At 64.0% G+C, this 24,069-nt stretch carries 15 protein-coding genes; 2 read left to right on the top strand and 13 right to left on the bottom strand.

The genetic code is table 11. The annotated features are described in order from the left end of the window. Positions 1 to 135 precede the first annotated feature (135 nt). From K7H93_RS09840 to K7H93_RS09795, 10 genes are all read right to left on the bottom strand, one after another. Positions 136 to 2,094: a tetratricopeptide repeat-containing sulfotransferase family protein gene (locus K7H93_RS09840; RefSeq protein ID WP_230783470.1), complete on the bottom strand. Its 1,959-nt coding sequence runs from the start codon at positions 2,092 to 2,094 to the stop codon at positions 136 to 138. Between the two features lie 75 nt (positions 2,095 to 2,169). After that, positions 2,170 to 4,884, bottom strand: coding sequence for a TonB-dependent receptor (locus K7H93_RS09835; RefSeq protein ID WP_230783469.1), 2,715 nt, complete (start codon positions 4,882 to 4,884; stop codon positions 2,170 to 2,172). Positions 4,885 to 5,146: 262 nt separating this feature from the next. After that, positions 5,147 to 7,270: a peptidase domain-containing ABC transporter gene (locus K7H93_RS09830; RefSeq protein ID WP_230783468.1), complete on the bottom strand. Its 2,124-nt coding sequence runs from the start codon at positions 7,268 to 7,270 to the stop codon at positions 5,147 to 5,149. Then, a complete protein-coding gene (locus tag K7H93_RS09825) occupies positions 7,228 to 8,475 on the bottom strand; it encodes an HlyD family secretion protein (protein WP_230783467.1) in 1,248 nt (415 codons plus the stop codon). The genes K7H93_RS09830 and K7H93_RS09825 overlap by 43 nt, the downstream gene beginning before the upstream one ends. Further along, positions 8,472 to 11,576, bottom strand: coding sequence for a type 2 lanthipeptide synthetase LanM family protein (locus K7H93_RS09820; RefSeq protein WP_230783466.1), 3,105 nt, complete (start codon positions 11,574 to 11,576; stop codon positions 8,472 to 8,474). Before K7H93_RS09820 ends, K7H93_RS09825 begins: the two co-directional genes overlap by 4 nt. 63 nt (positions 11,577 to 11,639) lie before the next feature. Continuing rightward, entirely contained in the window at positions 11,640 to 12,041 is a 402-nt protein-coding gene (locus K7H93_RS09815; protein WP_230783465.1) for a hypothetical protein, read from the bottom strand. 129 nt (positions 12,042 to 12,170) lie between these two features. Further along, the gene (locus K7H93_RS09810; RefSeq protein WP_230783464.1) at positions 12,171 to 13,613 is read right to left on the bottom strand and encodes an erythromycin esterase family protein; all 1,443 of its coding nucleotides are present in this window, start codon (positions 13,611 to 13,613) and stop codon (positions 12,171 to 12,173) included. Continuing rightward, positions 13,610 to 13,987, bottom strand: coding sequence for a helix-turn-helix domain-containing protein (locus tag K7H93_RS09805; RefSeq protein WP_230783463.1), 378 nt, complete (start codon positions 13,985 to 13,987; stop codon positions 13,610 to 13,612). Before K7H93_RS09805 ends, K7H93_RS09810 begins: the two co-directional genes overlap by 4 nt. Before the next feature lie 170 nt (positions 13,988 to 14,157). After that, complete coding sequence (locus tag K7H93_RS09800; protein WP_264182914.1) at positions 14,158 to 14,388, bottom strand: helix-turn-helix domain-containing protein; 231 nt, start codon at positions 14,386 to 14,388, stop codon at positions 14,158 to 14,160. Positions 14,389 to 14,396: 8 nt separating this feature from the next. Next, on the bottom strand, positions 14,397 to 14,867 hold the full coding sequence (locus K7H93_RS09795) for a hypothetical protein (RefSeq protein WP_226662424.1): 471 nt from the start codon (positions 14,865 to 14,867) through the stop codon (positions 14,397 to 14,399). Between the two features lie 69 nt (positions 14,868 to 14,936). On the opposite strand from K7H93_RS09795, the gene K7H93_RS09790 reads away from it, so the two are divergent. Next, entirely contained in the window at positions 14,937 to 15,827 is an 891-nt protein-coding gene (locus tag K7H93_RS09790) for an ABC transporter ATP-binding protein (protein ID WP_230783462.1), read from the top strand. After that, on the top strand, positions 15,808 to 16,566 hold the full coding sequence (locus K7H93_RS09785) for an ABC transporter permease (protein ID WP_230783461.1): 759 nt from the start codon (positions 15,808 to 15,810) through the stop codon (positions 16,564 to 16,566). Before K7H93_RS09790 ends, K7H93_RS09785 begins: the two co-directional genes overlap by 20 nt. A gap of 135 nt (positions 16,567 to 16,701) precedes the next feature. Here the strand turns inward: K7H93_RS09785 and putA are convergent, their stop codons facing one another. From putA to K7H93_RS09770, 3 genes are all read right to left on the bottom strand, one after another. Continuing rightward, positions 16,702 to 20,283 (bottom strand): bifunctional proline dehydrogenase/L-glutamate gamma-semialdehyde dehydrogenase PutA, encoded by a 3,582-nt coding sequence (putA, locus tag K7H93_RS09780; RefSeq protein ID WP_230783460.1) that lies wholly within the window; start codon positions 20,281 to 20,283, stop codon positions 16,702 to 16,704. 95 nt (positions 20,284 to 20,378) lie between these two features. Next, entirely contained in the window at positions 20,379 to 22,025 is a 1,647-nt protein-coding gene (locus K7H93_RS09775; RefSeq protein ID WP_230783459.1) for a hydantoinase B/oxoprolinase family protein, read from the bottom strand. Then, the gene (locus K7H93_RS09770; protein WP_230783458.1) at positions 22,022 to 24,043 is read right to left on the bottom strand and encodes a hydantoinase/oxoprolinase family protein; all 2,022 of its coding nucleotides are present in this window, start codon (positions 24,041 to 24,043) and stop codon (positions 22,022 to 22,024) included. Before K7H93_RS09770 ends, K7H93_RS09775 begins: the two co-directional genes overlap by 4 nt. Positions 24,044 to 24,069: the final 26 nt, after the last annotated feature.

The following is a 24,069-nucleotide window of genomic DNA, read 5'->3' as shown; positions in this document are numbered from 1 at the left end:
GGCAACTGGCACCCATGACGCCATGGTGCAAAAGTCGCCAGCGCCCCGTGGGCAAGAAGGCCCGCGACGACCTTATGAAATGCTTGGCAAATCTGGAACAGGCGGCCTGGATGGGCACCGTAAGGGCGCGTGCACCTAAGACTGCAGCGCTGCCTTGAGCGGATCGAGCCATTCCTCATACGGCCGCCACGCGCCCTGCCCCGCCCGCGTGATCGGCTGACGCACCTGCTCGCTGCTGGCGGTGCGGACCGCGCGCTTGGTTTCGTGGAAAGCGAGGCATTGCTCCTCGAAGGGGAGGCCTATGTGGTCGAGCATGCGGCGGGTCTGGCCCTCCAGATCGTCCAGCACATCCTCGTGGCTCACCCGCAGAACCCGCCCCGGCAGCACCTCATCCCAGTGCTGCATCAGGTCGACATAATCGGCGTAGTACCGACCGATCTCTTCCAGCCCGTAGGTGAACTCCTGCCCCTCGGCGAACAGCTGCTTGAAGCCGGAGAAACAGCAATCCATCGGCTCACGCCGCGCGTCGATGATGGTGGCATTGGGCAGGATCAGATGAATCAGGCCGATATGCCGGAAATTGTTCGGCATCTTGTCGATGAAGAACGGCGCGCCCTGCCGGTGGATGCGCGTATCAGCGATATATTGCTCGCCGAATTTCGCCAGCTGCTCGGCGGTCAGATCGTGCAGGATGTCGGGATAGCGCGAAGCGCTCGCCTTGCGCCCGCGCAACCGGTGCGCGAGCGAGAGGATATTGGGCAGTTCCAGCGTCCCGTCGATCTGGCTGTGGCTGGCGAGGATCTGTTCGAGCAGGGTCGATCCCGCACGCGGAAGTCCGAGGATGAAGATCGGATCGGGCGCGCGGTGCCCGTCGCCCTCGTGTCGCGCGAACAGGTCGGCGGTGCATGCCTCGCGCTGGCGAGCCAGCTCGGCGGTCATGGCATCGGCGCTGTAGCGTGTCTGTGCGCGCTTGAGATCGTTGCCTTCGCGGTAATGCGCGAAGCTTTCGGCATATTCCCCGCGATCCTCATGCCCCTTGCCCAGCGCGAAGGCGATGTGAACCCGGTCCATGAAGGCAAGCTCCGGACGGGCAGCCTGTTCGCGCATCGCCGCCATTTCTTCGTCGGTGAAGCGGTAGGTCTTGAGATTGGCGAGCGCATAAAAGGCATCGCCATGATCGGGCTTCGCGGTGAAGGCAGCGCGATAACTTTCGACCGCGTCGGCCTGACGCCCCATTGTCTTGAGCGCGTGCCCCCGGCTGGTCAGCGTCGCGGGATCGTGCGGAAGCGCCTTCAGCACCCGGTCGAACAGTTCGAACGCGCGATCGTAATCGCCGGTCTGCAGGCTCTCGATCGCGAGATGCGACTGGAACAGCGGGTTGTCGGGATCGCGCGCATACAGCGCCTCGGCCTCTTCGCGCGAACGCTCGAATTTCTGGCGGCGGCGCAGTGCGTCGATATAGTCGAGCCGCAACTGGATGTCCTCGGGCGCGAAGGCGACTGCGCTCTCCAGCAGGAATTCGGCGTCATCGAGCACGCCCAGCCGGATGCCGATCTGTGCGAGCAGGCGCATCCCCTCCGTCTCTTGCGGGCGCGCGCGCAGATAATGGCGGCAGATTTCCTCGGCACGGAGCAGGCGGCCCTCGTGGAGGTGGTTGGTGACTGCAAGCAACTCGCGCGGCAGCGCCCCGATACGCTCACGCTGGGCGCTGGCCGCCCGCGCCTCGGCAGTCAGGCCCGCGGCTGCCTGCAATCTTGCCAGTTCCCGCCAGCTGGCCTCCAGCGCGGGATTGAAGCGGACCGCCCGTGAGAAAGCGGCGATCGCGTCCGCCGGCCGATTACGCGCCACTGCCAGATGGCCCGCCTCCTGCCACGCGCGCCCATATTCGGGCATCGCACGGTGGAGCGCGGCGAGATGATCGGCCGCTGCCCCAGCCTTGCCCGCGTAGCGCGCAGCGACAGCGGCGACGTACAGCGCATCGCCATCGCCGGCATCTGCCGCCAGCAGATCTTCCGCAATCGCGAGCGCGCCCGCGTGATCGCCTGCCTGCAACGCCTTACGCGCCGCCTGTAGCTGTTCGTCGCGTCGGTCCATGCGCGCGGCCTTAAATGAAGAGCGGCGGCGAGCGCAAACCGCCCGCCGCCGCATGATGATCGGAAATCGTGTCGATCAGTAGTTGTAGCCGACCCGCAGGCCGATCGTCAGCGGACGGTTGGTCACGATGCGCGGACGATCATAGTAGAAGTCGCCTGCGATCTGCGCCCGTTCGTCGGACAGGTTCTCGCCGAAGATTTCGACATTCCAGCGATCGGCCTCGATCCCCGCGGACAGACCGAAGGTCGTGTAACCTTCCAGCTGCCAGCGGTTGATCTTGATGATGTCGGTGTACTTCGACGAGGAGTGCGTCACCTGCGGCATCACATAGGCATCCAGCGCATTGCTGAGCGCCCACTGATACCGCACCCGCGCGTTGCCCTGGAAGTTGGGCGCATAGGCGAGATCGCTGCCAAGCTCGACGTCGTCGGTCGGGGTCAGCACTTCGGTGATCTCGGTATCGAGGATCGAGAACGCGCCCGAGAACGTCAGCCCCGGCACGGCATAGGGTGCGAAGGTGAACTCCGCCTCGACGCCCCAGATCTCTGCATTCGCCGCATTGTCAGAGAAGAACAGGTTGACGATGCTCGGATCGAAGATCGTCGTCTGCAGGTTGCTGATGTCGACGAAGAAGGCACTGCCGTTGAACTTCAGCTGGCGGTCGAACAGCTGGGTCTTCCAACCGAGTTCGTAATTGGCCACCGTATCGGTCTGCAGTTCGAAGGGAACGGTGAAGTTGCCCGGCCCCTGCGCGCCACCCGGCCGGTTGAGAAGACCGGGGCGGAAGCCTTCCGAATAGGTCGCATACAGCAGAATGTCGTCGGCAGGGGTCAGGGTAACCGTACCCTTGAAGATCACCCCTTCGGACTTCGCCACGTCGGGGGCGCTCAGCGCGTTGAACACCAGGTTGGCCTGCGATTCCGAAAGCCCGGCCGCCATGATGTCGTCGACGGTGTCGCCCAGATTGAACGTCTGGCGAAGTGAGGCGTCGCACGATCCGATGAAGGTGTACTGCCCATCGCCGTCGTAAAGATCCGACAGGTTGGTGCCGAACGCGTTCTGATCTTCGGCAGCGCCTGCGTTGCAGAACGAGCTGTTGGCGGTGCCTTCGAAATCGACCTCTACGTTGTAGTAGCGCGCGCCGAAGGTGGCGGTCAGCAGGTCGGGCACGACATCGAAGCTGGCTTCTCCGAAGATACCGATCTGCCGGTCGGTGCGCTTCACGTCGTTGCGGAAGATCGCGGTCGCGGGCAGCGGACCGGCATCGCTGTTATAGGCGCCCGGGAACGGGAAGTTCGGCGCAAAGCCGCCAAAGGGTGCCGCCTCGATATTGCCCGGATAGTTGTAGTCGTTGCGTTCCTTCAGGATCAGGTCCGAATAGAACCCGCCTGCGGTCACCCGGAAGCGGTTTTCTTCCGGCGTGCTGACGCGCAGTTCCTGCGTGAACACGGTGGTTTCGGTATCCGAGGTCACGAACGCATTCGGGGCCTGGCACGTGCCGCTGGGATCGTTGCCCGCACCCGGATAGCTGACCGAACCGTCGCAGATGTAGTACGGCAGGTACTGACCGGCGAACATGTAATCGGTGTAGTCGATCTTCTGGTCGACCTCGCGATCGGTGTAGGCACCGTTGTAGATCACATCCAGCATGCCCAGCCGACCTTCGACGCTCCACGCAGTGTTGGAGAAGCTGTCTTCCAGCCGATCGTCCTCGTACCGCTGGATTTCCAGCTCATCGAGGTCGAGCTCCGGATCGGCGAAGAACACGCCGTCGGTCTCCAGCGACTGGCGCGTGTGCGACACGGTCAGCTTCCAGTCGGGCGAGAATTCATACAGCGCGGAGGCGCGGAAGCCCGAATACTGCGCGTCGTTGAAGTTCTCTTCGACCAATCCTGCGTTGTTGGCTTCGAGGAAGGTGACATCCGACAGGTCGGCGCCCGCCTGGATACCCTGGCGGCGCGGCTCGACGGGCACGCCGTTGCTGCGCACGGTGCCCGCCTCACGGAAGCGCGCGCTTTCGCTGAGGTCGCGGGTGCCAGCGACATTATCGATATAGCCGCCCTGATCGTCCAGATACACCACCGCGCGCAGCGCGAGGTTGCTGGTCACCGGCACGTTGATCATGCCTTCGGCCTTGTAGCTTTCCTCGCCGCCCTTGGTGAAGGACGTGCTGGCCTTGAAGCTGGCGTCGAACCCGGCGAGGCTCGGCTTGTTGGTGATCAGGCGGACGACGCCCGCCTGCGAGCTGGCGCCGAACAGCGTGCCCTGCGGACCCTTGAGCACTTCGATCCGCTCAAGGTCCGCGGCATAGACGTCGAGGTTGCGGCCGGGCTGCGCCAGCGGCTGCTCGTCCAGATACATCGAGACGTTGGGGGCAAGGCCCGCAACGCCTGCGGTGGTCAGGTTCGGCGTGGTCGAGGCGAGGCCGCGAATATAGATCGTGCTCTGCCCCGGGCCGGAGCCGCCCGCAGTGATCGAAGGCAGCTGCTCCAGGTAATCGTCGAAGGTGCTGATGTTGAGCTGGTCGAGCTCTTCGGCGCCGATCGCGTCGACCGCTACCGGCACATCCTGCAGGTCTTCGCTGCGCCGCTGCGCGGTGACGACGATGGTTTTGACCCCGCCTTGCGCAGGCTTGCGGCGGGCGCCGGGCTGCGCAGCTTGGCCGGACTGGCTCTGCTGCGCGGCAGCGGCGGTGGATGTTTCGGCAGGCGCAGCATCCTGTGCAGACGCGCCCGTGGCGAGCGCGAACGTAAGCGCGCCCGACGAAATGCCGGTTAGAAGTCGATTCATTGATAAGCCCCGTTAGATTTTAAGCCACGCCAGACGCGTGAGCGCACCCGGCGATGTCGACGGGCGGCATGCTCACATGCAAAATGGATCTCGCGGCGGTGGAGAGCCAAGGGTAACGGGGCGGGACAACCGCAACCACCGTTGTGGACCATAATCGGGGCCACAAGCATTTTGCGTTGCACAATTACAACATTCCGAGCTGTGTGGTTGGCCCGGGACCTGTTGTCCGGATCGGCCCGATGCTGAGCGCGCTCAGGCGCCCTCACCCTTCCTTCAAGCGCAGTTCGCAATCGCTCAACTCGTAAACGCGATCCGCTGCGCTCAACAGTGCGGGACGATGGGCGATAACAATCCGTGTAATGTTCAGGTTGCGCAGGTGCTCGGCAATCTTCAGTTCCGAAGCCTCGTCGAGATTGGCCGTGCCTTCGTCGAGGATCAGGTAGCTCGGGTTGCGGTAGAGCGCCCGGGCCAGAAGGATGCGCTGGCGCTGCCCTCCGGACAGTGCCGCCCCCATATCGCCGATCATCGTCGAGAACCCTTGCGCCATCTGTTCGATCTCGGTGGCGACGTTCGCCGATCTGGCCGCCTGAACGACCCTCTCAACGCTCATTTCGGGATCGAAGAAGGCGATGTTCTCGGCGATGGAGCCCGAAAACAGCTGATCGTCCTGTAATACGATACCCGCACGCCCACGCCAGCTGTGCCACAACGGCGGGAGCGCCGGTTTGCCGCCGATCGTGATCTTCCCCCCCGCCGGCTCGTAGAGGCCGGTAAGCAGTTTCAACAGGGTCGATTTCCCTCCGCCCGAGCGGCCGGTGATGGCGATGTATTCGCCATAGTGCACTGTCAGGTTAAGCCCCTGCAGGACCGGCGCGGCACCACCCTCGTATGTGAAGGAAACGTCGTGCAGCTCGATGGTCTCTTCCCCCACCGCGACGGGGGCTTCCGGTCCCAGCTCGGTTGGCTGGTGCACCAGCGGGGCGAGGCGCAGAAGGTGCACCCTGAGAAAGCGCAGTTGCATCGCCTGATTGATGAGCGCCAGCGCCCGCTCGCTAAAGGTCGAGCGGAACGACAGGAATGCGACCAGCATCCCGATCGACAATCCGTCGCCTTCGATAGCGATGTTGGCACCAACCGCGACCAGAACGATCATCTGGACACTGCCGCTCAGCCGTTGCAGCGCGGCCAGCAGACTCATGCATTTGGCAAGGCCGAGCGATGATCCGACAACCTGGAGGTAGCGCTGCCGCCATTCCCCCTCACGGATCATCTCCCCACCAAGCAGCTTGACCGTGGTCGTCGCCCGCATGGTTTCGATCAGGTGGCTTTGTTCGACCCCACGATTGAGAAGGTCGCGCTGGGTGTAGTTTCGCATCGGCGCGAGGAACGCCAGGCCGATCGCGACATCGACGACCAGCCCGACCAGAACGATCAGAGTGAGCGGAGCCGAATAGAAGAAGAGCAGGATGATGGCGAAGATGGCCATCACACCGTCGAGCAGGCTTTCGACCATCGTCTTCGTCAGGATTTCCTGAAGGCTGCGGCCCGATTGCATGCGCGAGAGGAGATCGCCGACGCTTTGCTGATTGAGGAAATCCTGGCGAATGCGGATCAGGCGCGCCACCAGCCTCCCCATGGTCTGATAGGCAATCGACTGGCCGATTTCGGCAAGCGCCCAGCTGCGCGTCAGATCGAGCGCGAAGCGCAGCAGCGCAAGCGTGCCAAACCCGATCGCCAGGATCAGCAGCAGCGACGTGTCGCCCTTTCCGATAGCTTCGTCGATCACCAGCTGGGTGAAGAAGGGGAACGCGAAGGTGATGATGAGCAGCGCGACCGAGATAAACAGGATTTGACCGGCCGATTTCGCAAACCCCTCAATCCTCGGCCACAGTTCACGCAGCCTGGCAGGACGTTCTTCCTCCTCTTGCGATTCCGACGATCGCGGCATCGGCTCGAACACGATGCCCTTGAGCGGGTTGGGGCGATGCACGCTCAGGCTGTGCGCCTTGCCGGCAACGTCGAGCCGCAGAAGCCCGGCATTCTCGGCACCGCCGAAGCCGATCCGGCCATCGGGCAACCGTACGATGAAAGAGGCCGAGGTCAGGTCGGCATGATCGTCGATCGTCACGATCCGACCGGATAGGCCGATCCGCTCACCCAGGGTGACCAGTTGGATCAGGCCGATCTCGGCCCGCAGAGCAGCAGCCTGTTCCCGCAGGCTGTTCAGCGAGATTTCGGCACCATGATGTCTTGCGGCGAGCCAGAGCGAGTGGACCGCGCTCTCCGCAATGCTTGCCGCATCGGCTACGGTCAGTTCACCGCGCGTCGATAGCGGGGCGCCTTTCATGAAGTGCCGGCGCTCGCGAATAGGGGATCGAGCAGCCATTCGACGAGTGTTCTGCGATCAGTCACCACCTCGGCCGTAAGCAGGCTGGAGGGCTGCAGCCGGACGCGTTTGCCGTAGGCTCTGATCGACTGGTCGGGCAGGCGCACGCGAACACGAAACACCGGCTCGCCCACGTTGGGGACCGGGATCTTGAGCTCGTCGGGCGGTATGGCGGCCTGCGATACCGAAATCACAGTGCCCGTCGGTGCGCCGAAACGTTCGTGCGGGAAGGCCTGGTATTGCAGGCGAACCGCATTGCCGGGCCGGATAAAGCCAACCGCGCGCGAGGATACGAACAGCTCTGCGAACAGCGCGGAATCTTTGGGCAGGATCGCGCAGAGCGAAGAACCGCTCACCGTATCGCCGGGGTTCGCCGTCAGCCCCGCGATCCGTCCCGAAACCGGCGCGCGAAGAACGAAACCTTCCGCAAGATCGTTCTGGATACGGCGCTGCTCGATCGCGGCCAGTGCGGCGGAACTGTCTGCCTGCGTACGAAGGTTCTCGGCAGTAAGCCCTGAAAGCTGGGCATCGATCATCCGAATCTGGCTGGCGTTACGGTCGTTCTGCTCGCGCAGCTGGATCATCTCGTCCAGAATGGCTGTGCGCCGCACCTCGATTGCCTCGATATCGTCGAGCGACACGAAGCCCTTTTCCAGCAGCGGTTTGCGCCGCTCAAGCTCACGATCGACGAGGCCGAGTTTTTTGTCAGCCAATGCGAGTCGGCTGGCGGTACTCTCGCTTGCAGCCGCAAGGCGACCACGTTCCGCACCCAGTTCCGCACGCCGACTTTCCACCTGGAGCCGAGATGCGCCGGCGGCTTTACGCGCCGCATCGGCCTCCAGGGTCAGCTGCGAGGTGATTGCGGTGGTCACGTCTCCGCTGGAAAGGGACTGCGCTGACTGGACCGTTGCGATGATCTCACCCCGCTCGACAAACTCGCCTTCCTCAACTCCGAGCGACGAGATAACCCCACCCGCTCGCGGTACGACGCGTACGAGACCCTTTTCCGGCACCAGCCAGCCGATGGCGGTTTCCTTGCGCGCGTAGCTTGCAAGCGAAGCGAAGATGAGTGCCGCGACTACGGTCAAGGCGACGATAAGACCGATGATCGAGCCGTACCTCGGCATACTGATGCGCAGCATCTGCGTGTCGGGGTGCGCGGAGGGCACGCCATGGTCCACCCCCCACTTCGGACGCCAGTTCAAGCAGCACCCCCTTGCAGTTCGAGAGAGAGAATATCCGCCGCGTCGTCAGCCGACAGCTGCAGTAGGCCGAGCCCAATACCTGCGCGCCCAACCATCAGCCCCGGCGTCTCTGAAAATTCCGCTATACCGCATCGATAGCCCCCCTCTGCCTCGTGCTCGCGCAAGGTCTTGGCGGCCAGATTCCGGGCATGCTCGCGCCAACTGCCGCCCGCGCGGCGGAAGATCAGCGCATTGCCGATCGCGCCATGGCACAGGCAGTGGCTGCCCCCCGCGCCATGCCTCGCCATTTCCTCCAGCCCCCGCTCAATGCTCCCGGACAGGCCTTCAGTAAGTTCGCCTGCCAATTCGCGGACGACAAGCCGACCGAGGACGATCCCCGGGGCGCCATGGCACCAGGTGGTGGAGGTCGTGATGCCCTCTCGCTGATCGATCCATGTCTGCTGTTCCTTGGCAAAGGTCCGATCCTCGAACAGCAGAGCGCGCCGCGCGAGATCAAGAGCTTGCTCGTTGGACGAAGCGATGCCGTAATGAGTGAGCGCAGCGGCAATGCCAGTGCTTCCGTGTGAAAATCCGGTCAGCCCGCCCGGCTGGATGGCGGTCGGCCAGAAGGCGGCACCATCGGCGTATTCGGCGGCATCGCAAAGCCGATCGAAACACGCCTTTGCCGCAGCCTCTGCCTCCGCAGGATAGGCATCGACCAGTTGGACTGCGACACGCAGCGCACCTGCAACTCCGCCGATCACATCGATCTTGAGGTCTTCGGGTGCGGCCCTCGCGATCGCACGTAGCCGGCCTGTTACACTCTCCTCCTTGCGCGGTTCTGCGATGGCCGCACTGATCCGTTCTTCTGCGTAAGCGAGGGCGGCGTGCCCCTCGAACCCGCCAACCTGGTTGCCAAGGCTTTCAGGGTTGGAACGGCGAACCGCCTCCAGGCAGCGCCCCGCCATCTCTGCAGCCCTTGGCGCTTGCGTCTGGCGTGACAGTTCGGAGAAAAACAGGCCGATCCCGGCGACCCCGTCGTAGATAGAGGAATCGGAGACCCCGATGCCGTAGCTCTCTGCGGTCAGGTTCGTTGCGCCGAACCAGTAAGGCATGCCGTCAAACACAAACGCCTCACGCGCGAGCGCATCGCCGATGCGGGCGGCGGCGGCGCGCCAGGCGGGCGCGTCGACCGAAGTGTCGGGCCTGTCCTCACGCACGGCGTAATGCGGCTGCTCCGGGCCCCCGGTGAGGCGGCTGGAGCGGAAAGCCTGGCGGATGATCGAGCATTGCCGCGCAAGATCGTCTTCGCCCATCGCGCCGATCCGGTCGCGGGACCGATCGTAGCCTGACTGCTCGAAGAAGTTCGGGATCGTCTCGCCGTCGGACGCATGCAGATCGGTTTCACCTGCGCAATAATGGAAGTGCGGCACGTCACCCCGCTGCAGATCCCGGCATTCGGCTGCGACAAGCCGACCGAGGTAGGGTTCGTGCTTGAGCTGCGACCACAGGCTGGCGAAGGACATCGCCCTTTCCGCCGCATCCCGCGCGACCGTGGGGTGGTAGGAACTTCGCAGCAGCTTGGCGTAGTCCACCGTCGCGCGCGCGACGTGGCGAACCTTGATATCCTCGAACCGGGTGAAGGGGCCTGCAAAAAGTTCACTGCGGCCCTTGGCCACTGCGCGATATGCAGCCGAAAAGCCGCGCACTATCTCATCGACGTAATCGTGCGCGGGCATGATCGTGGAGCCGAGGACCGGGTTTGCCCCACGCGTATCCAGCTCGCCCTTGATCGCTTCCAGGCGCGCATCGTCGCGTCCGATGTCGGTCCACTTGAAAGCCTGGATCGGAGACGGCTGCGCCTCGAACAGCCCTGCCGCACTCAGGTCGACACGCTTTCCATTGATGACGGTCGGTGTCGGAAGATAGCCGACCCATAGCATCGTTTCCACGCGCGCCCTGCCGGAGGACGCTGCGTAGTCCGCGCCTTCGACCGGCTTCGGCAGAGCGGTGAACAGGGTCTCGAGATCGACGGCATAGGGATGGGCCCCGTCGAAGATGAGGTTCTCGAAATGGATATCGCTAGCCGCGATGCAGTGGAGTGCGGCCAACAGCACGCCGAGCCGCTGATAGGCCTGGCGAATCTCGTCCCGACTGGTGCATTGCGAATGCTCGATGAAGCGAGCCCAGCCGTATTCGCCACGATCGCGCACGGGCACGCCCTCCGGAGCGGGTGAGACGCGCAGCGCGAGCCAGTCGAGAAAACTGGCGAAAGCGACATCGCCAGCGAGCGAACGGGGCTTGTAGACGATCCGGCCGTGCTCGAACTCCAAGATATTGACCGTGCGCCCGCCGTGATGCGAATCCCCCTCACCGAAGCTGACATCCTTCAGCGCGCCCAGCTGGCGATCGGCCAGAGCGTCGAGCAGGGGCCGATCGGCGGCGAAACGCTCAGCAAATTCGCTGACGGCGGCCAGCGTCGTCGACGAGAGCTCGCCCAGCAGGCGATCCAGCGACGGGAACCGCGCGAGCAGAATGGGGCGGCGGTGCCTGTCGAGCATGCCAAACGCGAAATCCCGGGCGCGATCTTCCGGGCGATCGCCCGCAAGCTTCCTCTCGACCCGCGCGATGTTGAGCGCCATCAGTAGCGACGGCAGGCTCGCCTGCTGCAATCGGCTGGTGAGATATTCGACCGCTTGGGATTGCAGGCACTCGCGATCGCCCGGCGTCAGGTCGAGCGTGGCGAGATGCCGATTGAGGCGGCGCGTGAACTCTCCCAGGATGGGGACAAGTGCGGTGCTCGGCCCGAGGGATTCGACCAGCGCCTCGCGCCGCGCGTCGTCCCTGGCCAGGCGGTGCCAGTAATCATCGTCGCTCAGGTTGGCGAGCATGGCGTGCCATGCCTTGCCTGCGAGGCAGCTGGCATCGACGGTATCGTCGCGTTCGAGCAGGCCCGCGACGATTGAGGGATCCGAAAGCCCCAGGGCTTCCAGAAAACGGTCCCTGTTGGCGTCGTCGCCTTCGAAATAGGACCTGGTGAACCAGTCTGTTTTCTTGGTGCCAGAGAAATGGGGGGTGGGTGACTGACCAGTGTCGGACAGGGCGTGAGCGCGTTCGGCCATGTCCAGCATTCGAATGGCAATCATTTCCACCTCCCATTTCCCTTCAGTTCTCGATCGAACCGTTCAGCACAGCAGGACGGTGGCACAGGCGAGGCACGGCGTGCCGAAGATGCTGCCACAGGAGCATCCACCGGTGGTCGTGTCGCTGCAGCCGCAATCGGCGGTGTAGCTGTTGACGGTGCCCGGCCCGGGCAGCTTCTCATGCGTGTCGAGAGCATAGACCTCCGCGGGCGAGGCACCCATCGGGCTCTCGGGGATTTCGAAGTCGCCGATCAGGTCCAGATCGAGATCGCCGATGTCCATGCCGACACGATCGACCAGCGCGGTGATAGCGGCGGCACGATCGGTCCGCATTTCTTCGGCAAACTGTTCATCGGTCCATGAAACGACCTGGATCAGGTCCCGCAGTTCCTGCCGAACCTGATCTTCAGCCACGTCCGGACGTTTTTCGAGTGTATCGATCATCAGATAACCCCTTCACATCTTGGCGGAATTGCCAAAAATATGAATGCTCCTGGCAAAAGATTCGATCAATAACTTTCAGTTCCATATTGATCAGTAATAGTATTACTCGGATTTATTATTGATTACCTCTTAAATCCCCATTTGTTTCACCGGGGAAAGACTCCCTATCCAGATCAATACGTCGGTTCCACTGCCAAGAGCGTGGAGACCCTGGGTATTTCTCCAGGTGCCTGGGTCGATCGCGGCCCCCACCCATCGACGTCCCAGCGGACATGTACGAAGCTTGCTCCCCCAAGGGACCGGCGGCAGCCATTCGGGCTTGAACCAGAAGCTGCCCGCCTTCGCCGCCTTCAGCAGAAACGCCAGATCGCCATGCTCCGCCGACGGGAGGCTGACCGCACTTCTGCTGGGCGTCGTCGCTCCGGGGAGGCTGAGCGAGTTCGATGCCGAGAGGTCGATGGCGCTCACCGCGCCTTCGTCCCAGGCAAAATTGACGGACACGTATTTCGCGCCGAGCACGTCGCGGAGATAGCCGCCTACGGACGGAGCGGTTACGCTTCGATAGGAAGCCGGAGCCGCGATCACATGCGTATCGTGGGCAAGGAAGATCAGCCGTCCGCCGTCGCTTGCAGCCTGGACATTGCGGGCGATCGCGCGATCGCGGCGCCCGATGAAGTCCGGCGGGATCGGCATGCTGCGCGCGTCGGCGGGGTAATATTCGAACGCTTCCAGACCGGCCAAGGCGTTTTGGACCAGCATCAGGGCACGGCGCTGTGCCGGCATGTCGGTTGCGATGAAATCGCGCAGGGCACGCGCATTGCGGATCTGCGCCTGATGCTGGTCGTAGGAGCTTGCCGAAAGCCAGTCCGCCAGCTTTGCCCCCCGCTCGGCAAGAAGGGGATCTGCCGCCTTGCGAAACTGAGCCACGCGCCCACCTTGCAGTCCGTTTTCGACCAGCGCCAAGGCAGCGCGAAGTTCGTTGGCCGGATCCTGAATGTCGACCCCGACGATTGTCACCGCGCGCTCCGGATGCTCGCTGTTCCACTGTCTCAGCCATTGCAGCAGGCCGACAAACTCATCCGTCCGCAGCGTGGCGAAAAAGGCAGGCGAAGACATGGCGCGGACTGGATCACCAAGCCCACCTTGGATGTACTGGTTGAGAGCTTCGAGCGGCAGGCGGTTGGCCTCAAGCGCGATGGTGGAGACCTTGCCAGCAGCAACCAGCGCGCGCACCAGTTCGAAACGTACGACCTGCTCTTCCTGCGAGCCATGGGTTGCCTCCCCCAGCCCGACAATCGATGCCCGGTCGATCGCCCGGGCGATACCCGCGACCCCTACCCCGCTACCGCCCCCGCCCGCCTCCGCCTCGTGAGAGGTCGAGATTGCAACGGCGTTGGTATCGAGCCAGCGGGCGATGGCCGCCCGCTCTTCGGGAGTGAATACGCACGACTGCGCGACGGGCGCAGCCTGCGACCAAGGCGCAGCGAGCGCGGCGGGTGCGAATGAGGCAGACAGCGCCAGAAGCGCTCCCGCGGCGACGATCCGATAGAGGAGGCCTCTTGGCTGCGTCACCGCGCCTGCGCCTGTGCTACCCGATCGAGCAGCAAAGACATCTTCTGATGCCCCGCGCGCGACAGGGAGAGCAACATGATCCGCCCGTCATCGGGATGGGGCTCGGAGACCAGAAAGCCGTCGCGCCGCAGCCGGTTCACCCACCGCACCGCCGTAGCTGGAGGGGCGCAGCTTGCGATCGCCGCGCTGCCGCACGACGTACACCGCTCCTGCTCGAACGCCACGAACAGGTCGAGCAGGATGTCCCACCCAGGCTCGTTACCCAATGTCTGAAACAGCGAGTCGCGAATGCGACGCTCTCGATAAATGCGCTGCGCAATGGCGACGCGATCGGATGATGGATCGTACGAGACGGACGGGCTTTGCAACGACATTCTTCACCTCTCTGACAAGGTGAGGTCGGCTTTCGGGATCGGCGCATTGCAGCATCGCGATTACCTGGAAACCGCCCCGTCCAGAGCCATCAGCGACTCCAGATCAGGCGAGGATGCCATCCACATAATTTAAGTCAAGGTTAAATCTTTCTCTGGGTCGCACCCGCAGTTCAGTCGTCGCCGTCATCGGCGGAGAAGTCGTCCGGAGAGAACTCGTATCGCAGGATATCCCCCGGCGAGCACGCCAGCGACGCGCAGATCCGCGCAAGCGTATCGAGACGGAAACCACGCACCTTTCCCGATCTGAGGAGCGACATCTGGGTCTGGCTGAGGCCCACCCGCCGCGCCAGCTCCTTGCCGGTCATCTTGCGATCGCGCAGAACCCGGTCCAGATCGATCATCACCGGCACTACAGGAATTCACCAAGTTCCCGCTTGATATCTCCATAGTCCTTCAGGAGATTTCCAAGCATCGTGAAAATGAATCCCGCCACAATAAGAAGCATAGCCGATCGATCGAAGTCCAAAAATGGCCCTTCTTTGAAAACCATACGATGAACAATAGGATTTCCTATGACCGTCAACATACCGCCTATGGATACGGATATGCCAAACTTCGTAAGCAGACGGCCCATTGTGACATCAAATTCTGATTTTTTGGACAGCCTGCGAAAGATCAGGCACAGGCACACAAGCGCGTAGATGTAAAAGACAGCGGGTAATCGCGACAGCAAGGTTTCCGCGTTCGCCTCCCCCATGATGAGGCCGGCAAGCTCGAACACATGAGCCAGGACATAGAGCACCGTAAGCGCGGCAGTGATGGCGAAGAACTGCGACGCACGGCGGCCCACCTTGTTTCGTGAGCGCTTCGAAATTTCCATATTGAAAAGCTCCGATCCAAGTCTACAATTTAACTTACACCTAAATCAAGCTTCCAGCCGGGCTGTGGGATGGCAAGCGTGACGATCGAGATATCCAATATCACAAAGCGGTTTGGGCGGTACCTCGCGCTTGACGACGTTTCCATCTCGCTCGCAGAAGGGTCGCTCGTTGGGTTGGTCGGCCCCAATGGCGCAGGCAAGACGACCCTGATGCGCGTTTGCGCAGGGGTAATCTCTGGTGGGCGGGCAATGGCGATCGGGCAGGATGGAAACACCCGGCCTGCGCGAGTGTCGGCCCTGTTCAACAATCGCGATCTTTACGACCACCTGAGCGGCTACGACAATCTGAAGCTCGAGTGCGTTCTGCAGCGACGGGACACCAATGAGATCGCCCGGCTGTCTGAATATCTCGGCCTCCACGCGTTTCTGCGCAAGAAGGTCGGCACCTATTCTCTCGGCATGCGGCAGAGGCTGGCCTTCGCCCGGGCGCTTGTCTCGCCCCCCGATCTGTTGCTGCTCGACGAGCCGACCATCGGCCTCGATCCCTCAGCGAAGGAGGAGATTTTCCAGCTGTTGCAGAAGTTGCGCTGCGACGGTGTCGCGATCCTGATGTCGAGCCACGATCTGGGCGATCTCGAACGGCTTGCCGATGCCTATGTCCTCCTGCGATCGGGCAAGGTCGTCGCCACGGCGGACCTCGGCGATCCGACCGCCATCCGAGGCGCTGCGATCGTCAGGACATCCGACGCGAGGGCTGCGGCGGCGCTCCTTGCCAAAAGTGGCTATCTGGTACGCGCACTGCCGGATGGTCAGCTCGAAGTCAGGCCCGACGCACGCCCGCTGAAGCCCGATCATATCGCACGGCTACTGGTCGGCGAAGACGTCGCGCTTTATCATCTTACGTCCAATGACCGTTCACTAAGGGCTTTCATCACGGCCAATGGCGGATTTGGTGGCTGAGATGCGGCCTTCCAACCTTGCACTGGCGAGTGTTTTCGCGCGGGCCGAATTCATGAAACTTCGCGGATCGCTTGCGTTGCTCCTCTGCCTGGTCGCCCCGGTCTCCGTTGTCGTGCTGAATCTCGCGATCAGCCTGGATCAGGATATCCGGAGCTTCGCGCAGTTCGCGTCGGCCAGCGCTGCGCTGTGGTCCTTTGCCATGCTACCGATGGCGGTCACCGCACTAAGCGTGCTGCTGACCCAGATGGAACATTCGCGTCAGGCCTGGGACCACGCCCTGTCGCACGAAGGTGCCCGGCCATTCCTCTACACTGCGAAAATGGGGGTCGCGGCCGTGTTGACCTTAGCGATGCACGGCGTTCTCGCAGTGGCAATGCTGATCGGCTGGCTGCTGCTTCGCGGTCTCCCGGGCTCCGACGCCTGGCTAGGGGAGTTTGCGATGAGTTCGCTTGTTCTAGCGAAGATGGCGGCGAGCGCGATGCTGATGGTCGCGCTGCAGATGGGCTGCGCAATCCTGTTCCGCAGCGCCATCCCTCCACTCTGCCTGGGCATCGTCGGCACGATGGCTGCAACAGGGGCAGTGCTTTCGCGGCAGGGAATCTATTTCCCGTGGCTGTTTGCCATCAACGTCATGAGCACCCCGCATCGCGCCGCCTTCGTCATCTGGTTCGGACTGTTGGGCGGATTGGCGATGTTCGCGGGGCTCAGCGCATTCTTCTCTCTCCGAGAGCGGAACTGAGCGCGAAGTCACCCGGCCCGGTCATCGTGCGAACCCGCAATGGCCCGATTTGAGAGCCACCAGCGTCCCGTTGTCCGAGGCAACGCAGAGCACCAAGTCGAGAACCGATCGAATCGCAGGCCGCTCAAAACCTGATCAAGCCAAAGCCATCAGGCTCGCATTGCCGCCAGCGGCGGTGGTATCGATCGACACAACCACTTCTTCCAGCATCCAGGCCGCCATGTATCCGTCGCCTCTACCGCCAAGTTGCACGATAGGGATCGGACCTTCGCCGGCGGCAATCGCCTTCAAAACCGGGCAGATGTCATCGCCATTATCCTCGATCAGCACGTGGGCAAACTCAGGCGCTTTTTCCCAATTTTGGACCCAGGAAAGCCCGCAGCTCAGTTCTGGCCCAACAGCTGCAAACAGCTCCCGCATCGCAGGTTCGTCGGGGAGGACGGGAATATTTCCTGTCGCGCTCACCAACCCCAGCTGCTCCTCCAGGCCTGCCGCAGTCTTGGGAAGCAGCAGCACCCGCCCGCACGGCCTGACGCTGTAAAGATTGCGTTCGCCGACGGGGCCCGGAAGCCCTGTCATGGCCCCCAAGCTTCGCGTATCGCCGGGATCATCGCTCTTGGCTGAGCTTCCGCAGTCCGGCTGCACCAGCCGCGACAGATAGAGCGGGCCGCCCGCCTTGGGGCCCGTGCCTGACAGGCCGCTGCCGCCGAACGGCTGAACCCCCACGATCGCGCCGATGATGTTGCGGTTGATGTAGATATTGCCCGCCTCGACCTCGGCGATCACCTCGGCGACGGTCTCGTCGATGCGGCTGTGAATGCCGAAGGTCAGGCCATAGCCGGTGGCCCCGATCTCCCGCATCAGCTTGCCCAGATCCTCGCGGGCAAAACGCACGACATGCAGCACCGGGCCGAACACCTCGCCGCCCAGCTGGTCGATAGAGTCGATCTCGATGATCGTGGGCGGCACGAAGGATTCGTGCTCCGTCGCGCCGTCGAGCGTCAGCTGCTCGACGCGGAGCCCCTTGGCCCGCATGGCCTCGATATGGGCGACAATCCCGGCCTGCGCCTCAGCCGAAATGACCGGGCCGACGTCGGCGCACAGCCGGTCGGTCGCCCCCACCCGCAGTTCGGCAAGCGCGCCGCGCAGCATGGTCAGGAGCTGGTCGGCGATGTCCTCTTGCAGGCACAGGATGCGCAGGGCCGAGCAGCGCTGGCCCGCGCTGTCGAAGGCGCTGGCGATCACGTCGCGCACCACCTGCTCCGGCAGGGCGGAGGAATCGACCACCATGGCGTTCTGTCCGCCCGTTTCGGCGATCAGCGGTATTGGCGCGCCATCGGGCAGGGTGCGCTGCGCCAGTTGCCGCTGGATCAGCTTGGCGACCTGCGTCGATCCGGTGAAGATAACGCCGCAGGTCTGCTGCGCGGCGACCAGCGCGGCACCGATATCGCCGGCCCCGGTGACCAGCTGCAGCACCGCCAGCGGCACGCCGGCCTCGTGCAGGATCTGCACCGCCTGCGCGGCGATCAGCGGGGTTTCCTCGGCCGGCTTGGCCAGCACCGTGTTTCCCGCCACCAGCGCCGCAGCGACCTGCCCCACAAAGATGGCGAGCGGGAAGTTCCACGGGCTGATGCATACCATCGGCCCGACCGCTTGCGCCTCGGCCAGACCGCCCCGCGCCTCGTTGGCATAGTAGCGCAGGAAATCGACCGCCTCGCGCACCTCGGCGATAGCGTTGGCGGCAGACTTGCCCGCTTCGCGCATGATCAGGCCCAGCAAGGCCTCCATGCGTTCGTCGAGCAGATCGGCTGCGCGATCGAGGTACGCGGCACGAACGGCAACCGGGGTTGCCGTCCATCCGGGAAAGGCATCCGATGCGTTGCGCGCCGCGATCTGCACATCGTCGGGAAGCGCGTTGCGAACATGCCCCGCGATGTCGTCCCTGCGTGCAGGGTTACGCACCGGCTCGGCCTGCCGCGAACCCTCCATGCCGGGGATCAGCGGCGCGGCCTGCCAGTCCGTGACCGCACTTTCGCACAGAGCCTCGCCAAGCTCTGCCAGCACCGTTTCGTCACTCAGGTCGAGCCCGCGCGAGTTACGGCGATCGGGGTAGAGATCGGGCGGCAGATCGATCACCGGATGGCTCGATCCCACAGGTTCAATGGCCTCGGCCTCCACCACCGGATCGGCGATCAGCTCGTCGATCGAGAGATCCTTGTCCCATATGCGGTTCACGAAAGAGGAGTTCGCGCCATTCTCCAGCAAGCGCCGCACCAGATAGGCGAGCAGCGTCTCGCGTGAGCCAACCGGGGCATAGATGCGGCACGGGCGGTCTAGCCGGTTCGGGCCGACCACTTCGCCATAGAGCTTCTCACCCATGCCGTGGAGGCACTGGAACTCGTAGTCTCCCACCGCGAAATCATCGCCTGCCAGATGGTGGATCGTGGCCAGCGTCTGGGCGTTGTGGGTGGCGAACTGCGGGAACACGTGCCGGCGCGCGGCCAGCAGCTTGCGCGCGCAGGCGATGTAACTGACATCGGTGTGGACCTTGCGCGTGAAGACGGGGAAATCCGCCAGCCCGTCGACTTGGGCGCGTTTGATCTCGCTGTCCCAATAGGCGCCTTTGACCAGCCGCACCATGATCCGGTGGCCCGAACGCTCCGCCAGATCGACGATCCAGTCGATCACATGAGGGCAACGCTTGCCATAGGCCTGCACCACGAAGCCCAGGCCGTTCCAGCCGAACAGGGCCGGATCGAACGCGAGCGCTTCGAGAATATCGAGCGAGATCTCCAACCGGTCGGATTCCTCGGCATCGATGTTGAAGCCGATATCATAGGCGCTCGCCAGCGCGGCCAGCGAGCGGACTCTGGGCAGAAGCTCGCCCATCACCCGGTCCGCCTGCGCGCGGGCATACCGGGGGTGCAACGCGGATAGCTTGATCGAGATTCCCGGCCCCGCATAGACGCCGCGCCCCGAGGATGCCTTGCCGATGGCGTGGATCGCGCGCTCGTATTCGGCATAGTAGCGGTCGGCATCGCGCATGGTCATGGCTGCTTCGCCGAGCATGTCGTAGCTGTAGGTGAAGCCGCGCTTTTCCTGCTTCCTGGCCCGTTGCAGCGCCTTGCCGATGGTCTCTCCGGTGACGAACTGATCGCCCATCATTTCCATCGCCATGTTTACCGCGCTGCGGACCACCGGCTCGCCGGCGCGCTTGATCAGGCCGGCCAGCGACACCGACAGGCCGCGTTCGCGCAGGGGAGCTACGAAGGAGCCCGATACGACCAGCCCCCAGGTCGCGGCGTTGACGAAGATGGAGCGCCCATCGCCCAAGTGATCGCGCCAATTGCCACGCGCGATCTTGTCGCGGATCAGCCGGTCGCGCGTGGCGCTGTCGGGGATGCGCAGCAACGCTTCGGCAAGGCACATCAGCGCCACGCCTTCCTGCGTGGAGAGCGAATATTCCTTCATCAGCCCGTCGACGCCGCCGGGCTGGCCGGTGCGCCGCAGCTTGCCCACGATAGTGCCTGCAATCCTGGCGACCGCCGCGCTTTGGGGCGCGGTCAGCCGCGCGGCTTCGATCAGCGGCGCGACGGCCTCAGCTTCCGCCAGACGATAGGCATTGGTGATCGCGCTACGCAGCGGCGTCGGCATGGCAACCGGCGGCGCAAACCGTGCGAAAGCCGGGCTCGTGCCGATTTCGAACATCTTTCCCATGACTGCAAACTCCGGGCAGGCGCAGCCGTCCATGCCCGCCGTTCGCGCGGCGGGCATGGGTCGGTTCTGGTTTCTTGAGGGTTGAAGGAGAGCGGCTAGCTCACGTAGCCGTTTCCAAGGTCGCGCTGGCGTCGCTCGGCGCTGCGCTGCGCCGGGTCGCCGAAGCCGCCCCCGCCGCCGGTCGCCACGCGCACCACGCTGCCCGCCTTGAGCGGCAAGGTGCTGGTCTTGAGCAGGTCGCCGCGCACCGTGCCATCGGGGGCGACGATCTCGACCTTCGGGCCAAGCCCCTCCGAGCCGCCCGACAGCCCCCATGGCCGCGTGAGCGAGCGCTCGAACCACAGCGACAGCGTGGTGTCGCCGTCCAGCTCATATTCGCGGTAGCTGCCGTTGCCGCCGCGGAACTCGCCTTCACCGCCGCTGTCCTGACGGATGCCGTACTTGGTGATGCGCATCGGATAGCGGTGTTCGAACACCTCGATCGGATAGTCGCGGAAGCTGCCGTTGACGTTGTTGATCAGGCAGTCCTGCCCGTCGCCGCCGTTCCATGCGCCCCAGCCGCCGCAGTTCGCCTCCACCGCAACGAAGAAGGCATCCTCGTTGCGCGCGTCGGTGCCGCTGAAGATGGTGACCATCGAATCGCCATAGTGCGCGGCGGCGGCGCGCTGCGGCAGCGCCGGTGCCAGCGCCTTCACCACCATGTCGATCAGCATGCCCAGCGAAGAGAAGTACCACGAGCACGCCGCCGGTGCCGCCGCGTGGAAGATCGTTCCTTCCGGGGCGACGATGTTCAGCGCCCGGAAGGTGCCGCCGTCCACGGGGCGCTCGGGATTGATCAGCAGCTTGAACGCCACGCGCAGGGCCGAGACCGTCTGGGTGAACCCGCAGTTGACACCGCCGACCGTCTGCTTCGACGAGCCGGTCAGGTCCATTTCCATGGTCTCGCCGCTCACGCGCACGGTCAGCTTGACCGGCACCGGGTCGGCCGAGATGCCGTCGTTGTCCAGCGCGCCCTCGGCGCAATATTCGCCATCGGGGATGGCGAGGATCGCCTGGCGTTCGAGCTCGGCGGACTGGGCGAAGATATCGTCGCGCGCTGCCTGCACCGTTGCATAGCCGAACCGCTCGATCAGCGCACGCATGCGCATCTCGCCGGTGCGCCCGGCCGCGATCTGCGCGTGCAGGTCGCCGATCAGGGCACCGCCGAAGCGGCTGTTGGCGCGCATGAAGGCAAGGATATCGTCCTGCGCCACGCCCTTGCGATAGACCTTGGTCGGCGGCCAGCGCATGCCCTCCTGATAGATCTCGCGGGCATCGGTGGGCGAGCCGGCATCCTTGGCCCCCACGTCGAGCCAGTGCGCGCGCGAGGTGGCGAAACCGATCCGCTTGCCCTCCCAGAAGATCGACCTGATCAAGGTGATGTCGTTAAGATGGGTGCCCGCGATATAGGAATCGTTGAGGAGCACCACGTCGCCTTCCTCGTAATAGTCCCAGCCCTTCATCTCGGCGATGATCTGCACGCACAGCGACAGATTGCCGAGAAACAGCGGCAGCCCCAGCGACTGGCCGAGCACGTCGCCGTTCTCGTCAAGCAGGCCTACCGCGCAGTCCTTGCCTTCGTAGATGATCGGCGTGAAGGCGCTGCGGATCAGCGAGGCGTTCATGTCTTCCGCAATGGCGTTGAAGGCATTGCGGATGATCTCGGTGGTGACCGGGTTGGAATGCGGATTGCTGGTGGTCATGCGCTTTCTCCTGCCGCGACGAGCATGTTCCCGCAGGTGTCGATGGTGATGGTGTAGCCCGGAGGCACCACAGTGGTGGCGCTCTCCTCTTCGATGATTGCCGGGCTCGCCATCGGCTTGCCGGGGACCAGTCGCGCGCGCTTCAGGATCGGCGTGCTGTGGGTTTCACCGTCGAAGATGACATCGCGCGTGCCGACCTGCGGCTCGCCGTCCTCGGGCGTGAAGCTGGCCTCCTTGCCGCCGTGCTCGAACTGGCCGGTGGCCGCCAGCCGCAGGCTGATGATCTCGGTTTCCGATTCCGGTTGCGAGTGGCCATAGCGCCGCTCGTAAAGCGCATGAAAGCGGTCGAGCATGTCGGCCAGGGTGTCCCCGTCTTCGAGGGGCACGGCGATCGAATACTCCTGCCCTTCGTAACGCAGGTCCACCGCGCGGGCGAAAGCCATCGCCCCCTCTGCCACGTTCTCTTCGCGCAGCCTCTCGCGGCCCTGTTTCTCCAGATCGGCGAAGGAAGCGCCCAGCTCCTTCTCGTCGACGGCGCTCATCACGCCGATGTGGCTGGCGACCAGATCGTGGCGGATATCGCTCTGCAACATGCCCCAGGCCGAGAAGGTGCCGGGGAAGCGCGGGATCAGGATCTGGGTCATGTCCAGCTCGCGCGCCAGTTCGACCGCGTGCATCGGCCCCGCCCCGCCGAAGGCGACGAGAGTGAACTCGCGCGGGTCGATGCCCTGCCCCACGGTGATGGTGCGCATGGCATCGGCCATCTTGGCATTGCTGATGGCGAGGATACCCTCGGCCAGCTCGCGGTCCGACAGGCCGATCTCGCTGCCCAGCCGCTCCATCGCTTTGCGCGTTGCTTCGCTGTCGAGCTTCATCTTGCCGTCCAGCAGCGAGTCATCACCCAGACGGCCTAGGAACAGGTTGGCGTCGGTTACGGTCGGCTCGGTGCCGCCGCGCGAATAGCTGACCGGACCGGAAAAAGACCCGGCACTTTGCGGCCCCACGCGCAAGCCCCCGGCCTCGACCCAGGCAATCGAGCCGCCGCCAGCGCCCACGGTGTCGATGCTGACGATCGACATCAGCAGCGGCAGGCCTTCCAGCACTGTCTCCGAGGTCATTTCCGGCTGGCCGTCGATAACGAGGCTGAGATCGAACGAGGTCCCCCCCATGTCGACGCACAGCAGGTTTTGCAGACCCGTCCGTCGCGCCAGCTCGCAGCCGCCGATGCTGCCGCCCACGGGGCCGGACATCAGCGTGGCAATCGGCCGCTCCTTGGCGAGGCGATCGGTCATCACGCCGCCGCTCGATCCCATCACGTGGACGGTCTTTTCCATCCCCGACTTGGCCAGTTCGGCCTTGAGCGTGTTGAGATAGAGCTCGACCACCGGCGCGACATAGGCGTCCATCACGGTGGAAGAGGCGCGCTCGACCTCGCGCCATTCGGGCGCCACCTGATGCGACAGCGAAACCGACACATCGGGCAGGGCCGCCTTCAGGATCTCGCGCGCCCGCAATTCGTGCGCGGGGTTGGTATAGGCGTGCAGCAGGCACACCGCGATGGCCTGAAAACCCTCTGCCTTCGCCTTCTCGATGATCGGGGCAAGGTCTTCTTCGGCCAGCTCGGTGATGACCGAACCGTCCCAGGCGAGCCGCTCGCGCACCTCGTGGACATTGCGGCGCGGGACCAGCTGCTCGGGCTTGCGATAGTGCAGCTTGTACAGCTCCTCGCGGTGGCCACGGGCGATGGTGTAGGTATCGCTGATGCCGCCGGTCATGATCAGCATCGTCTTGGCGCCGCGCCGTTCAAGGAAGGCGTTGAGGCCGACCGTGGTGCCGTGCACGAAGAAGTCGATCTCGGACGGATCGCCGACCAGCTGGCCAATGCCTTGCAGCACGCCCAGCGCCGGGTTCTCCTTGGTCGTCGGGACCTTCCCGATGCGCACTTCGCCCGCATCGTCCTCGACCACAATATCGGTGAACGTGCCGCCAATATCGGCAGAAACCTTGAATTTAGCCATTGTTTCAGTTCCACTCTCTGGGCGCC

The organism is Citromicrobium bathyomarinum (genome assembly GCF_021021475.1).
Lineage (GTDB): Bacteria > Pseudomonadota > Alphaproteobacteria > Sphingomonadales > Sphingomonadaceae > Alteriqipengyuania > Alteriqipengyuania bathyomarina.
Note: the sequence above shows the minus strand (reverse complement) of the source record. Positions and strands in the feature narration are given on the sequence as shown.